The organism is Enterobacter sp. JBIWA003 (assembly GCF_019968825.1).
GTDB lineage: Bacteria > Pseudomonadota > Gammaproteobacteria > Enterobacterales > Enterobacteriaceae > Enterobacter > Enterobacter quasiroggenkampii.
The window spans coordinates 153,631-167,809 of sequence record NZ_CP074170.1 but is presented as its reverse complement, the minus strand read 5'-3'; the positions used below and the strand labels follow the sequence as shown (position 1 = coordinate 167,809).

Sequence of the window (14,179 nt, the reverse complement as noted above, 5' to 3'; positions counted from 1 at the left end):
GCCAAACGCGATAAAATGTCGCCACTTTGTCCCCATAAACTTGCGTTAAAACAATGTCCTTTGCCAAAACGTCAGCACTGATTATTAATAAAAAACTCAGCAGCCATTTTTTAATTTTGCTGCTCGTTTCCGTGCTGATTCAGTTATGGCCAGTATTTTTAACACAACCTGCGCGATTTGCAGTGCGCATTGCGATTTGTAATGCGCTCTTACTGGTCTGCGCCGCAGCGATCTATCGCACGCTTCCCGGTAAGATCGTCGCATTTGTTTTAACCGCCCTGCTTACGTTGAATTTTGCGGTTGCTTACAGCACATGGAGTGTCTACCAGAGCGAATTTAACACCGTATTTGCGATGAGTATTCTCGGCACTCACGTAGCCGAAGCGAAAAGCATGTCAGGTTTATACCTGCACTGTTTACCAGCCGCGGTTGCTTACTTTGTTGTCACCTGGTACGCAATCAAATCGACGAGCGAGCATGTTTCTTCCCGTGTGAGAACTGTCGGCTTCGTTCTGCTTGCCGTTTATTTGGGCTGGTATTCAACGGCAAACTGGCTAAAAAAACGCCACGATCTTGAAGTTTATTATCCGCTAAGCTCGCGGATTTTAACCAATACGCCGTTTTACACCGGTGCAGAGTTCATTATTGCCCATCGCGATAACGCGCTGGCGGAGAAAATTAGCCAGCACAGCGTCAATTATCCTGCGTTGCAATATCATGATACGGGCATCGAAAACTATGTTGTTATCGTGGGTGAATCCGCACGTCGCAGCAATATGAAGCTCTACGGTTTTCACCAGGATACCACGCCTGTGGAATCCAGGCTGGCGAAGGACGCCCTCATTTTTAGCAATGCTATTGCCCCCGCGTCAGCCACCGTGCTTTCCGTGCCGATGATTTTAAGTAAAGCTGATCCAGACCACTTCACCACCGATAAGCTTGCTGACAATATCGTTAGCGTCGCTAAAAAAACGGGCTATCACACCGAGTGGATTAGCGCCCAGGGTAACACAGACAAGAGCAATAACTACATTGTGGCCATTGCCTCTATCAGCCATAAAGCCCAGTGGATTGATACCCGTTATGACACCGAGCTTTTACCGGCCCTGGATGAGGCGCTTAAAGCCCCCGGCAAGAAGTTAATTTTCCTGCATATCAACGGCAGCCATGAGATGGCCTGCGATCGGTATCCGGCATCAGCGAATATTCTGCATACCGGCAACAAATATGAAGATTGCTACAATAACGCGATTCTGTTTACCGACTACTTCATTGGCGAAGTGGCTAAACGTCTGCAGGGCAGCGCATCCTCTCTGCTCTATTTTTCAGACCATGGGCTGGAAAAAAACCCGCAACTGAATTCCATCTATATGCATGGCTCACGCAACCCAAGCAAAGAGGCTTACCAGGTCCCCCAGTTTATCTGGTATAGCCAGCAAGCCCTGAATGCCCAAAAAAGAGCGGTGGGGTGGGTACATGAAGCGTGGCCCACAGCAAGCAATTATGAGTTGATGTTAACGTGGCTTGGAATCACAACGGGTGTTGATCAATGCAGCTCGGTGCTTGCACCGTGCTATCAGGCTCCTACACTGATCCCGGTAATTGATGGCGGCCGCCACATCTATGACTACGATCAGCTTCGCGAAACCTTCAGTTCACCAGACAGACATACCCCCTGGCGCAAAGCTAAAGCAAGCTCGCTCTAAAATCCGGGCAGACCCTGCTTGCCTAGCCAGGAAGCCAGGCCGGCAACGCCAGGGTCATGGATGAATGCAACAATTTGTCGCGCCTTCTTCTCTCCCGTTCCCGGCAGGCTCTGCCAGTCTTTTGCGTTACGTCCGCTCAACGTTTGCCACGTTACGTCCCCCATCGCCTTCAGCGAAGCCTGTGTCAGCGGAACACCCAGTGCCATGAGCCAGCGGATAAAAGGCTTCTCGCGCACCAGATTAAATCGATGCCAGAGCGCCAGCCCGCGCGCGGAGGAAAATCCAGGCGTAGCCTGCATTTGCGCCTGCGTTAATAACAGCCACGAAAAGAGATGTTCAAAATGATGCGCCTGCCAGAGGGTCCGCCAGCCTGACTCACCTAATCCTTCAATATCAAATACCTGCTTTGAGCTGAGCCACGTCAGTCGGGCAAAGAACTGCTCCATACACTCCGGCGAAGCATAGAAACAGCTAAGCGCATGATACCGCGAGGCGGGAGGCTCAGGTTTATGTCTGTCCGTCCCGCGCCAGACCACCTTATCAAACCGGGGAATACCCTGCCCGGCCAGGCTGACCTGGATCTGATCCCCCGGGGCAATATCCAGCCGCTGCCAGCGCTCAACTGAGCCCAGACTCACCCGCTGCACCTGTTTATCATCCAGTTGCACGGGTTCCAGCGCGGCTACAACGGACATTTTGCCCGTTCGCCCCACGGAAAAATGAATATCACTCACCTCGGCTACCTGGGCTGCTGGCATATATTTCCACGCAACCACCCAGTTGCCTTCGCCCGGCAACCAGCCTTCCCCCGCGGGCGCATCCTCCGACCGCACCACAATGCCATCCGTGGCAAAGGGTACTGCAGCTTCGTGCCAGGCCGCGCGTTGTTTCTCGACGGCGTCAACAGATTCGGCGGGTAGCGTATACCGTGCCGGCAGCGTAAAACCGGCCTGAGACAGTTCAGCTAAAGATGTCTGCATATTTTTCGGCCCATCCGGCCAGGCCCAGATGAATACGCCAAGCTTATTCAATAGCGCGTTATCCTTTTGGCGCATCATCGCACCTGCCACCTTTGCGCGAGCGTTCATCCCACCCATCTGCCGCTGAATGTGACTGTCGCTTAGCCAAAAAAGCTCGCCCTGTAAGACGCTGTTCGCCAGCTTGCCGGTGAGCTTTTGCGGAACAGACGGGATTAAACGTACCTTCCCGGTCCAGTCCTCCCCTTTCAGGCCATCACCGCGACTGATGGCCTGGATTAACTTTCCGTCACGGTAGACCAGCGTTACCGCCACACCGTCAACTTTGGGCTGCATCCACAGATGTTGCCGCGCACGCATCCATTGTTTCAGCTCCTCTTTGCTGGCCACCTTGTGTACGCCCGTATGGGCAACAGGATGTTTGACGCTCCCGGTCAGCGGAGGAAGTTTCTCTCCTGAGAATTCAGTGCCAAAACAGCGCTGCCACTGCGTTAACCGCCCGTTAAGCTGATCGTAAACCTCGTCGTTAACTTCGCTCACGCCCTGCTTCCAGTAAGCGTCATCCCAGCGTTTGATTTGCGCGCTTAATGACGCCATCTCTTTCTCTGCTTTTGCCTGCGACCAGACCGGACATACCGCCGCGCCATAGCCACACCACAACAGCATTAACCCGCTTATCCATCGCCACATCGCTACCCCTCCTTTGCGTTGCAGAAGGTATACCCCGATGTCTGAAACAACGCTAACGGCAACGGTTCACACTGCGAGACGCTATCCGGTATTTCCTGGGGTTGCTGAAAACCACGGATAAAACCTGAAAACGGCACGCAAAATTCAATAATCCAGGGGAAAAAGTGTGACAAAGGCTACGTCACACGGCAGTGACGTGTATAATAAGCCCGTATGTAGGACTTCTTCGTTAACACATACAAAAGACTCTCATGGCTCAAGGCACGCTTTATATTGTTTCTGCCCCTAGTGGCGCGGGTAAATCCAGCCTTATTCAGGCACTGTTAAAAACCCAACCGCTGTACGACACACAGGTTTCTGTTTCTCACACCACGCGAGCGCCGCGTCCGGGTGAAGTGCACGGTGAACACTATTTCTTTGTGGATCACGACGAGTTCAGAGCGATGATCGGCAGAGATGCGTTTCTTGAACACGCTGAAGTATTCGGTAATTACTACGGTACCTCGCGTGAAACCATTGAGCAGGTTCTGGCCACGGGCGTGAATGTGTTCCTGGATATCGACTGGCAGGGTGCACAGCAAATTCGCAAGAAAATGCCTGACTCGCGCAGTATCTTTATTTTACCGCCATCGAAAGATGAGCTGGATCGCCGCCTGCGTGGCCGCGGTCAGGACAGCGAAGAAGTCATCGCAAAGCGTATGGAACAGGCTGTTGCAGAAATGAGCCATTACGCGGAATATGATTACCTTATTGTGAATGATGATTTTGATGCCGCGCTGAGCGATCTCAAAACCATTCTTCGTGCAGAACGTCTGCGTATGAGCCGCCAGAAGCAGCGACATGACGCATTAATCACCAAACTGTTGGCAGACTGAACCCACTTTCAGTATCATGCCCAGTCATTTCTTCACCTGTGGAGCATTTTAAGTATGGCACGCGTAACTGTTCAGGACGCTGTAGAGAAAATTGGTAACCGTTTTGACCTGGTGCTGGTCGCCGCGCGTCGCGCTCGTCAGATGCAGGTAGGCGGTAAAGATCCGCTGGTACCGGAAGAAAACGATAAAACCACCGTTATTGCACTTCGCGAAATCGAAGAAGGTCTGATCAACAACCAGATCCTCGACGTGCGTGAGCGCCAGGAGCAGCAAGAGCAGGAAGCCGCAGAACTGCAGGCCGTAACCGCTATTGCTGAAGGTCGTCGTTAATTAAACCTGCGGGTCGCCCTTGTATCTGTTTGAAAGCCTGAATCAACTGATTCAAACCTACCTGCCTGAAGACCAGATTAAGCGTCTTCAGCAGGCGTATCTCGTTGCACGTGACGCTCACGAGGGCCAGACACGTTCAAGCGGTGAACCCTACATCACGCACCCGGTAGCGGTGGCCTGTATTCTGGCCGAGATGAAACTCGACTACGAAACGCTGATGGCCGCGCTGCTGCACGACGTGATTGAAGATACCCCTGCCACTTACCAGGACATGGAACAGCTGTTTGGCAAAAGCGTTGCCGAACTGGTGGAAGGGGTCTCTAAGCTTGATAAGCTGAATTTCCGCGACAAGAAAGAGGCGCAAGCCGAAAACTTCCGCAAGATGATTATGGCGATGGTGCAGGATATCCGCGTCATTCTCATCAAACTCGCTGACCGCACCCACAACATGCGCACGCTGGGCTCACTTCGCCCGGATAAACGTCGCCGCATTGCCCGTGAAACTCTCGAAATCTACAGTCCGCTGGCGCACCGTTTAGGTATTCACCACATTAAAACCGAGCTGGAAGAGCTGGGTTTTGAAGCGTTGTACCCGAACCGCTATCGCGTAATTAAAGAGGTGGTGAAAGCCGCACGCGGCAACCGTAAAGAGATGATTCAAAAGATCCTCTCTGAAATCGAAGGGCGTTTGCAGGAAGCGGGGATCCCGTGCCGCGTCAGCGGTCGCGAAAAACACCTGTACTCCATCTACTGCAAAATGGTGCTCAAAGAGCAACGTTTTCACTCGATCATGGATATCTACGCCTTCCGCGTGATTGTCCACGATTCAGATACCTGTTATCGCGTGCTGGGGCAGATGCACAGCCTCTATAAACCGCGTCCAGGGCGGATGAAAGATTACATCGCCATTCCAAAAGCGAACGGCTATCAATCTTTGCACACCTCGATGATCGGGCCGCACGGCGTGCCTGTTGAGGTGCAAATTCGTACCGAAGACATGGACCAGATGGCAGAGATGGGTGTGGCCGCGCACTGGGCCTATAAAGAGCACGGTGGCGAAAGCAGCACGACCGCACAAATCCGCGCCCAGCGCTGGATGCAGAGCCTGCTGGAACTTCAGCAGAGTGCGGGTAGCTCGTTTGAATTTATCGAGAGCGTGAAATCCGATCTCTTCCCGGATGAGATTTACGTTTTCACCCCAGAAGGCCGCATTGTCGAACTGCCTGCGGGTGCAACACCGGTCGACTTCGCTTACGCCGTGCATACCGATATCGGCCATGCCTGCGTGGGCGCGCGCGTCGACAGACAGCCTTACCCGCTGTCTCAGCCGCTCTCCAGCGGCCAGACGGTGGAAATCATTACCGCGCCGGGCGCACGTCCAAACGCGGCCTGGCTGAACTTTGTCGTGAGTTCTAAAGCACGCGCCAAAATTCGCCAACTGCTGAAAAACCTCAAGCGTGATGATTCCGTCAGCCTTGGGCGTCGTCTTCTCAACCACGCGTTGGGCGGCAGTCGCAAGCTGGCTGAAATCCCGCAGGAGAACGTCCAGCGTGAACTGGAGCGCATGAAGCTCGCGTCGCTTGATGACCTGCTGGCAGAGATTGGCCTCGGCAACGCCATGAGCGTGGTGGTGGCGAAGAACCTGCAGCAAGGCGACACGACAGCCGTGCCTGCAGCTACGCCAGGCCACGGACATCTGCCGATTAAAGGCGCGGACGGGGTGCTGATCACCTTCGCAAAATGTTGCCGTCCAATTCCTGGCGACCCGATTATTGCGCACGTCAGCCCGGGTAAAGGGCTGGTTATCCACCATGAATCCTGTCGTAACATCCGCGGCTACCAGAAAGAGGCCGAGAAGTTTATGGCGGTCGAATGGGATAAAGAGACCGCGCAGGAATTTATCACCGAAATTAAGGTGGATATGTTCAACCATCAGGGTGCCCTGGCGAACCTGACGGCAGCGATCAACACGGCGTCTTCCAATATTCAAAGCCTGAATACGGAAGAAAAAGATGGCCGCGTGTACAGCGCCTTTATTCGTCTGACCGCCCGCGACCGCGTGCATCTGGCGAATATTATGCGCAAGATCCGCGTCATGCCGGACGTGATTAAAGTCACCCGTAACCGAAACTAGCGGCATGAATTCACAACGTTACGCGCGGATATGCGAAATGCTCGCCAGGCGTCAGCCTGACCTGACGGTCTGCATGGAGCAGGTCCATAAACCGCATAACGTCTCTGCTATCGTTCGTACCGCCGATGCCGTCGGTGTGCATGAAGTGCACGCCGTCTGGCCGGGTCACCGGATGCGAACCATGGTCTCTGCCGCGGCAGGCAGTAACAGCTGGGTTTCCGTCAAATCTCACCAGACAATTGGCGAAGCCGTATCGCACCTGAAAGGACGCGGGATGCAGATCCTTGCCACTAACCTGTCCGCTAAGGCCGTGGATTTCCGCGAGATCGACTACACCCGCCCGACCTGCATTTTGATGGGTCAGGAGAAAACCGGGATCACCCAGGAAGCACTGGATCTGGCGGATCGGGACATCATCATTCCGATGATTGGCATGGTCCAGTCACTCAACGTCTCCGTGGCCTCCGCGCTCATTCTGTATGAAGCGCAGCGCCAGCGTCAGAACGCCGGCATGTACGAGCGCAGCAACAGCATGCTGCCGGAAGAGGAACAGCAGCGCCTGTTGTTTGAAGGTGGCTATCCGGTGCTGGCTCGCGTTGCGAAGCAGAAAAAATTGCCTTACCCCCACGTCAACGCGCAGGGCGAAATTGAAGCCGATGCCGAGTGGTGGGCCACCATGCAGTACGCCGGGTAAGCGATGAAAGGCCGCCTGCTGGATGCCATCCCGCTCAACAGCCTGACGGGCGTGGGCGCGGCGCAAAGCAATAAGCTGGCTAAAATTGGCCTGCACACGGTGCAGGATCTCCTGCTTCACCTCCCCCTGCGTTACGAAGACCGCACCCAGCTTTACAAGATTGGCGATCTCCTTCCCGCCATTTACGCCACCGTTGAAGGCGAAGTTCTGAACTGCAACATCACCTTCGGCGGACGCCGGATGATGACCTGTCAGATCAGCGACGGCACCGGCATTCTCACCATGCGATTTTTCAACTTCAGCGCGGCGATGAAAAACAGCCTGGCAACGGGCCGCAGGGTGCTGGCCTATGGCGAAGCCAAACGCGGAAAATATGGCGCAGAGATGATCCACCCGGAGTACCGCGTGCAGGGCGATCTCAGCACGCCAGAGATGCAGGAGACGCTCACCCCGGTTTACCCGACGACCGAAGGCATCAAGCAGGCGACGCTGCGTAAGCTCACCGATCAGGCGCTGGAGCTGCTGGATACCTGCACCATTACCGAGCTGCTGCCGCCCGAGCTGGCACAGGGCATGATGAGCCTGCCCGAGGCGCTGCGTACCCTGCACCGCCCGCCGCCAACGCTGCAGCTCAGCGACTTAGAAAGCGGCAAACACCCCGCTCAACAGCGTCTTATCCTTGAGGAATTACTGGCCCATAACCTGAGCATGCTGGCGCTGCGCGCCGGCGCGCAGCGTTTCCATGCCCAGCCATTAAGCCCGCGTGATGAGCTCAAAGATAAGCTGCTGGCCTCCCTGCCGTTTAAACCCACCGGCGCACAGGCGCGCGTCACCGCCGAGATTGAACGCGATATGGCGCTCGACGTGCCGATGATGCGCCTGGTGCAGGGCGACGTAGGGTCCGGTAAAACGCTGGTTGCCGCGCTGGCCGCCCTGCGTGCGATTGCCCACGGCAAACAGGTCGCGCTGATGGCACCGACCGAACTGCTGGCGGAACAGCACGCCAACAATTTCCGCGCCTGGTTTGCACCGCTCGGGATTGAAGTCGGCTGGCTTGCCGGAAAGCAAAAAGGCAAAGCGCGCCTTGCGCAACAGGAGGCCATCGCCAGCGGGCAGGTGCAGATGATTGTCGGCACGCACGCTATCTTCCAGGAGCAGGTGCAGTTCAACGGCCTTGCGCTGGTGATTATCGATGAACAGCACCGCTTCGGCGTGCATCAACGTCTGGCGCTGTGGGAAAAGGGACTGCAGCAGGGCTTCCACCCGCATCAGCTGATCATGACCGCCACGCCGATCCCGCGCACCCTGGCGATGACGGCTTACGCCGATCTGGATACCTCCACCATCGACGAACTTCCCCCGGGTCGTACGCCGGTCACAACGGTTGCCATTCCTGACACGCGTCGCAGCGACATCATCGACCGCGTGCGCAACGCCTGCACCCACGAAGGGCGTCAGGCCTACTGGGTTTGTACGCTGATAGAAGAGTCGGAACTGCTGGAAGCGCAGGCTGCCGAAGCCACGTGGGAAGAGCTTAAGCTGGCGCTGCCGGAGCTGAACGTGGGCCTGGTTCACGGACGCATGAAGCCTGCCGAAAAGCAGGCGGTGATGCAGTCGTTTAAGCAGGGCGAGCTGCATTTGCTGGTCGCCACGACGGTCATTGAAGTGGGCGTGGACGTCCCGAATTCTAGCCTGATGATTATCGAAAACCCGGAACGCCTGGGCCTGGCCCAGCTCCACCAGCTGCGCGGACGCGTTGGCCGTGGCGCGGTAGCGTCCCACTGCGTCCTGCTCTACAAAGCCCCGCTCTCGAAAACCGCCCAGATGCGTTTGCAGGTGCTGCGCGACAGTAACGACGGTTTTGTGATTGCGCAAAAAGACCTTGAGATCCGCGGCCCCGGTGAACTGCTGGGCACGCGTCAGACGGGGAACGCGGAATTCAAAGTCGCGGATTTGCTGCGCGATCAGGCCATGATCCCCGAGGTTCAGCGCCTCGCCCGCCACATTCATGAACGCTACCCCGAACAGGCGGCAGCGTTAATTGAGCGCTGGATGCCGGAAACCGAACGCTATTCCAACGCCTGATTCAGGCAAACATCGGCAGCATCAGGTACAGCTTAATCACCAGCGCGTTGACGATATCAATAAAGAACGCCCCGACCATCGGGACCACCAGAAACGCCATGTGCGATGGCCCGAAGCGTTCGGTGATCGCCTGCATGTTGGCGATAGCCGTTGGGGTGGCCCCCAGACCAAACCCGCAGTGACCCGCTGCCAGCACCGCCGCATCATAGTTTTTGCCCATCATCCGCCAGGTGACAAACATGGCGTACAGCGCCATAAACAGGGTTTGCACCGCCAGAATCGCCACTATTGGCAGCGCCAGCGAGGCCAGCTCCCACAGCTTGAGGCTCATCAGCGCCATCGCCAGGAACAGCGACAGGCAGACGTTGCCGAGCACTGACACCGCCCGTTCAAACACGCGGTAGAAGCCCATTAGCGCCAGACCGTTGCTCAGGATCACCCCGATAAACAGCACGCAGACAAACGTTGGCAGCTCAAACGCTGAGCCCGCCAGCCATTGCGCAACCACTTTGCCCACGGTCAGGCAGATGGCGATCATCGCGATGGTTTCAATCAGCACCAGCGAGGTAATGCTGCGCCCGACGTCCGGCTTTTCGAATGCTGTCGGCACCAGCTCATCGTCCGGCCTGCCGTCCGGCGTGGTGGAGTGCTTCACCAGATAGCGAGCCACCGGGCCGCCAATCAGGCCACCCAGCACCAGACCAAAGGTCGCGCAGGCCATCGCCACTTCCGTCGCGTTTTCAAACCCGTAGCGCTCGATAAACAACTTGCTCCACGCGGCCCCGGTACCGTGGCCGCCTGACAGGGTAATCGACCCCGCCAGCAGCCCCATCAGCGGATCCAGTCCCAGCAGCGACGCCATCCCGATACCAATGGCGTTTTGCATCAGCAGCAGCCCCACCACCACAATCAAAAATACACCGAGCACCTTACCGCCCGCCCGCAGGCTCGCCAGGTTGGCATTCAGGCCGATGGTGGCAAAGAAGGCCAGCATCAGCGGGTCTTTCAGGGACATATCAAAATCGATTTCCCAGCCCATGCTTTTTTTCAGCACCAGCAGGGCCAGCGCCACCAGCAGACCACCGGCGACAGGTTCAGGAATGGTGTATTTCTTCAGAAGGGGAACGCTATGTACCAGCTTACGACCAAGCAGTAAGACCAGCGTTGCGGCAACAAGGGTCGACAACGTATCGAGATGAATCATAGAAGGCTCCTTTTTTGCGCGTGTTCCCTACACACGCGGCGTTATCCTGGGCCGGTTTGCGCTCTTCATGAGCCCCCGGCGCAAAAAGTGTAATTTTTTTTCCCGATGCGTTGTAGAAAACCTGCTCACAGCGGCAGATTTTCTTGCCTTTTTTTGCTGGCAATCGTTTGCTTTTACCAGGTGGTCAGATAAAATGCCCGCTTTTCCACCGTGGGATTGCCGCCGATGTCCGTTAACACCATAGAGTCGCCTGATGCGCAACCGATTGCGCAGAAGCAAAATAGCGAACTGATTTACCGCCTTGAAGATCGCCCGCCGCTGCCGCAGACGCTTTTCGCCGCCTGCCAGCATCTTCTGGCGATGTTTGTTGCGGTGATCACCCCGGCGCTGCTGATTTGCCAGGCGCTCGGCTTACCGGCGCAGGACACGCAGCACATTATCAGCATGTCTCTTTTCGCCTCCGGCGTGGCCTCGATTATTCAAATTAAAGCGTGGGGTCCGGTGGGGTCGGGATTATTGTCGATTCAGGGCACCAGCTTTAACTTCGTGGCGCCCCTGATCATGGGCGGTACGGCCCTGAAAACCGGCGGCGCGGATGTCCCGACCATGATGGCGGCGCTGTTCGGCACCCTGATGCTGGCCAGCTGTACGGAGATGGTGATCTCCCGCGTTCTGCATCTGGCTCGCCGCGTTATCACCCCGCTGGTTTCCGGCGTCGTCGTGATGATTATCGGCCTGTCGCTGATTCAGGTGGGCCTTACCTCCATCGGTGGCGGCTATGCCGCGATGAGCGACCACACCTTCGGCGCGCCGAAAAACCTGCTGCTGGCAGGCGTCGTGCTGGCCATCATTATTCTGCTTAACCGTCAGCGTAACCCTTACCTGCGCGTCGCCTCGCTGGTGATCGCCATGGCGGCGGGTTATCTGCTGGCCTGGGCGCTGGGTATGCTGCCGGAAAACACCGCGCCGACCAACAGCGCGCTGATCACCGTCCCCACGCCGCTGTACTACGGTCTGGGCATTGACTGGGGCCTGCTCCTGCCGCTGATGCTGGTCTTTATGATCACCTCTCTGGAGACCATCGGCGACATCACCGCCACCTCCGACGTCTCCGAGCAGCCCGTTTCCGGCCCGCTGTACATGAAGCGCCTGAAAGGCGGCGTGCTGGCGAACGGCCTCAACTCGTTTGTCTCTGCGGTCTTCAACACCTTCCCGAACTCCTGCTTCGGTCAGAACAACGGCGTGATCCAGCTGACCGGCGTGGCCAGCCGCTACGTTGGCTTCGTGGTGGCGCTGATGCTGATCGTCCTCGGCCTGTTCCCGGCGGTGAGCGGCTTTGTGCAGCACATCCCTGAGCCGGTGCTGGGCGGCGCAACGCTGGTGATGTTCGGGACGATCGCGGCCTCCGGCGTGCGTATCGTCTCCCGCGAGCCGCTGAACCGCCGCGCAATCATGATTATCGCGCTTTCGCTGGCCGTCGGTCTGGGCGTTTCTCAGCAGCCGCTGATCCTGCAGTTTGCCCCGGACTGGGTGAAAAACCTGCTCTCTTCCGGCATTGCCGCAGGCGGTATCACCGCTATCGTGCTGAACCTCGTTTTCCCGCCTGAGAAAAACTGATTTCTCTCACGGCAGGCAGTCAATGCCTGCCGTGACATCTAATTACACCATTCCCGCCTTGAGGATTGCGCATAAATCGTGCATAACTCCCTTATGTGCGTTTTGCGGGATGGAAGACCATGAAATTTATTGGAAAGCTACTCGTCTACCTTTTAGTAGCCCTGCTCATTGTGATGCTGGCGCTCTATATTCTGCTCCAGACCCGCTGGGGTGCGGCTCAGGTCAGCAGCTGGGTAACGGTGAATACCGACTACGAACTCAGTTTCGACAAGATGAATCACCGCTTTTCGTCGCCTTCCCACCTCATTCTGGAAAACGTCACCTTCGGTCGGGACGGAAAACCCGCCACCCTGGTTTCCAAAAAAGTGGATATCGGCCTGAGTAGCCGCCAGATAACCGATCCGCTGCACGTGGACACCATCGCCCTGTTCGACGGCACGCTGAACCTCTCCCCGCAGACCGCGCCGCTGCCTTTCCAGGCCGATCGTCTGCAGCTGAACAACATGGCGTTCAACAGCCCGAATACCGAATGGGATCTGAGCGCGCAGAAGGTGACGGGCGGCGTCAGCCCATGGCAGCCGGAAGCGGGCAACGTGCTGGGTAATCACGCGCGGATCCAGATGAGCGCAGGCTCGCTGACCCTGAACGGCGTACCGGCCACCAACGTGCTGATCGAGGGCCAGCTTAACGGCAAGGAGGTGGTGCTGAACACGATTGGCGCCGATATGGCCCGCGGCTCACTCACTGGCTCCGCCCTGCGCAACGCCGACGGGAGCTGGATTATCGACACCATGCGCCTGAATGAAATCCGCCTGCAGAGCGATAAAACGCTGACCGCGTTCTTCGCGCCGCTGGCCACTATCCCCTCTCTGCAGATTGGTCGTCTGGACGTGACCGACGCCCGGCTTCAGGGCCCGGACTGGGCGGTGACCGATCTTGATTTAAGCCTGCGCAACCTGACGCTAAGCAAAGGCGACTGGCAGAGCCAGGAGGGCCGTCTGTCGATGAACGCCAGCGAGTTTATCTACGGCTCCCTGCATCTGTTTGACCCGATCCTGAATGCGGAGTTTTCCCCGCAGGGCATGGCGCTGCGTCAGTTCACCTCCCGCTGGGAAGGCGGCATGGTACGCACCTCCGGCAACTGGCTGCGCGACGGTAAAGCGCTGGTGCTGGACGATGTCGCCATTGCCGGGCTGGAGTACACCCTGCCGCAGAACTGGAAAACGCTGTGGATGGCGCCTCTGCCGGAATGGCTGAACAGCGTCACGCTGCAAAAATTCGGCCTGAGCCGCAACCTGGTGATCGACATCGATCCTGCCTTCCCATGGCAGATCACTTCTCTGGATGGTTATGGCGCAAACCTGCAGCTGGTGAAAGATCGCCAGTGGGGCGTCTGGGGCGGCAGCGCGACCCTGAACGGCGCGGCGGCAACCTTTAACCGCGTCGACGTACGTCGTCCGTCGCTGGCGCTGAATGCCAACGCCGCCACGGTGAATATTACCGACCTCAGCGCGTTTACCGAAAAAGGCATTCTGGAAGCGACGGCGACCGTTTCACAACTCCCGCAGCGGCAGACCGCAGTGAGCCTGAACGGGCGCGGCGTCCCGCTCAACGTGCTGCAGCAGTGGGGCTGGCCTGCGCTGCCGATTGCGGGCGATGGCAATATTCAGCTCACCGCCAGCGGCAGCGTGCAGGCCAGTGCGCCGCTGAAGCCAACGGTGAATGGGAAGCTGAGCGCGGTGAATATGGATAAGCAGCAGGTAGAGCAGACGATGACGGGCGGGGTAGTGTCGGCGGTAGCGCCGGCACAGTAAAAAGCCGGGTGGCGGCTTCGCCTTACCCGGCCTACGAGGTTTTGGTTCCCTCT

The 14,179-nt window shown here is 57.2% G+C and carries 10 protein-coding genes; 8 read left to right on the top strand and 2 right to left on the bottom strand.

Features of this window, described 5'->3' with window-relative positions; translation table 11 throughout:
- The first annotated feature begins 53 nt into the window (after window positions 1-53).
- A complete protein-coding gene (locus tag KGP25_RS00835) occupies window positions 54-1,706 on the top strand; it encodes a phosphoethanolamine transferase (protein ID WP_223539824.1) in 1,653 nt (550 codons plus the stop codon).
- Here KGP25_RS00835 and ligB read toward each other — a convergent pair.
- Window positions 1,703-3,373: an NAD-dependent DNA ligase LigB gene (gene ligB / locus KGP25_RS00830; protein WP_223539823.1), complete on the bottom strand. Its 1,671-nt coding sequence runs from the start codon at window positions 3,371-3,373 to the stop codon at window positions 1,703-1,705. The two genes, KGP25_RS00835 and ligB, sit on opposite strands and share 4 nt — an antisense overlap.
- A 251-nt stretch (window positions 3,374-3,624) precedes the next feature.
- On the opposite strand from ligB, the gene gmk reads away from it, so the two are divergent.
- Genes gmk through recG form a run of 5 tightly spaced genes read left to right on the top strand, consistent with a single transcriptional unit; the run spans window position 3,625 to window position 9,491 of the window.
- The gene (gene gmk / locus KGP25_RS00825) at window positions 3,625-4,248 is read left to right on the top strand and encodes a guanylate kinase (RefSeq protein WP_010426438.1); all 624 of its coding nucleotides are present in this window, start codon (window positions 3,625-3,627) and stop codon (window positions 4,246-4,248) included.
- 54 nt (window positions 4,249-4,302) lie between these two features.
- Window positions 4,303-4,578, top strand: coding sequence for a DNA-directed RNA polymerase subunit omega (gene rpoZ / locus KGP25_RS00820; RefSeq protein ID WP_000135058.1), 276 nt, complete (start codon window positions 4,303-4,305; stop codon window positions 4,576-4,578).
- A gap of 19 nt (window positions 4,579-4,597) precedes the next feature.
- Window positions 4,598-6,712, top strand: coding sequence for a bifunctional GTP diphosphokinase/guanosine-3',5'-bis pyrophosphate 3'-pyrophosphohydrolase (gene spoT, locus KGP25_RS00815; protein ID WP_045907920.1), 2,115 nt, complete (start codon window positions 4,598-4,600; stop codon window positions 6,710-6,712).
- Window positions 6,713-6,716: 4 nt separating this feature from the next.
- Window positions 6,717-7,406, top strand: a complete 690-nt coding sequence (trmH, locus tag KGP25_RS00810; RefSeq protein ID WP_048028145.1) for a tRNA (guanosine(18)-2'-O)-methyltransferase TrmH — start codon at window positions 6,717-6,719, stop codon at window positions 7,404-7,406.
- A 3-nt stretch (window positions 7,407-7,409) separates the two neighbouring features.
- A complete protein-coding gene (gene recG, locus KGP25_RS00805) occupies window positions 7,410-9,491 on the top strand; it encodes an ATP-dependent DNA helicase RecG (RefSeq protein WP_069720520.1) in 2,082 nt (693 codons plus the stop codon).
- Window position 9,492: 1 nt separating this feature from the next.
- On the opposite strand, the gene gltS is transcribed toward recG, so the two are convergent.
- Window positions 9,493-10,695, bottom strand: coding sequence for a sodium/glutamate symporter (gltS, locus tag KGP25_RS00800; RefSeq protein ID WP_223539822.1), 1,203 nt, complete (start codon window positions 10,693-10,695; stop codon window positions 9,493-9,495).
- A 225-nt stretch (window positions 10,696-10,920) separates the two neighbouring features.
- Here gltS and xanP point away from each other — a divergent pair, with 225 nt between their 5' ends.
- Together xanP and KGP25_RS00790 are read left to right on the top strand one after the other, a co-directional pair.
- Window positions 10,921-12,312, top strand: a complete 1,392-nt coding sequence (gene xanP / locus KGP25_RS00795; RefSeq protein WP_014881972.1) for a xanthine/proton symporter XanP — start codon at window positions 10,921-10,923, stop codon at window positions 12,310-12,312.
- 119 nt (window positions 12,313-12,431) lie between these two features.
- Window positions 12,432-14,126, top strand: coding sequence for an AsmA family protein (locus tag KGP25_RS00790; protein ID WP_223539821.1), 1,695 nt, complete (start codon window positions 12,432-12,434; stop codon window positions 14,124-14,126).
- The last annotated feature ends 53 nt before the right edge of the window (window positions 14,127-14,179 follow it).

Excerpts from the sequence above, each read along its gene's own strand:
- KGP25_RS00835 (WP_223539824.1), top strand. The coding sequence starts at position 54 with ATGTCCTTTGCCAAAACGTCAGCACTGATTATTAATAAAAAACTCAGC.
- ligB (WP_223539823.1), bottom strand. The coding sequence starts at position 3,373 with ATGTGGCGATGGATAAGCGGGTTAATGCTGTTGTGGTGTGGCTATGGC.
- gmk (WP_010426438.1), top strand. The coding sequence starts at position 3,625 with ATGGCTCAAGGCACGCTTTATATTGTTTCTGCCCCTAGTGGCGCGGGT.
- rpoZ (WP_000135058.1), top strand. The coding sequence starts at position 4,303 with ATGGCACGCGTAACTGTTCAGGACGCTGTAGAGAAAATTGGTAACCGT.
- trmH (WP_048028145.1), top strand. The coding sequence starts at position 6,717 with ATGAATTCACAACGTTACGCGCGGATATGCGAAATGCTCGCCAGGCGT.
- recG (WP_069720520.1), top strand. The coding sequence starts at position 7,410 with ATGAAAGGCCGCCTGCTGGATGCCATCCCGCTCAACAGCCTGACGGGC.
- gltS (WP_223539822.1), bottom strand. The coding sequence starts at position 10,695 with ATGATTCATCTCGATACGTTGTCGACCCTTGTTGCCGCAACGCTGGTC.
- xanP (WP_014881972.1), top strand. The coding sequence starts at position 10,921 with ATGTCCGTTAACACCATAGAGTCGCCTGATGCGCAACCGATTGCGCAG.
- KGP25_RS00790 (WP_223539821.1), top strand. The coding sequence starts at position 12,432 with ATGAAATTTATTGGAAAGCTACTCGTCTACCTTTTAGTAGCCCTGCTC.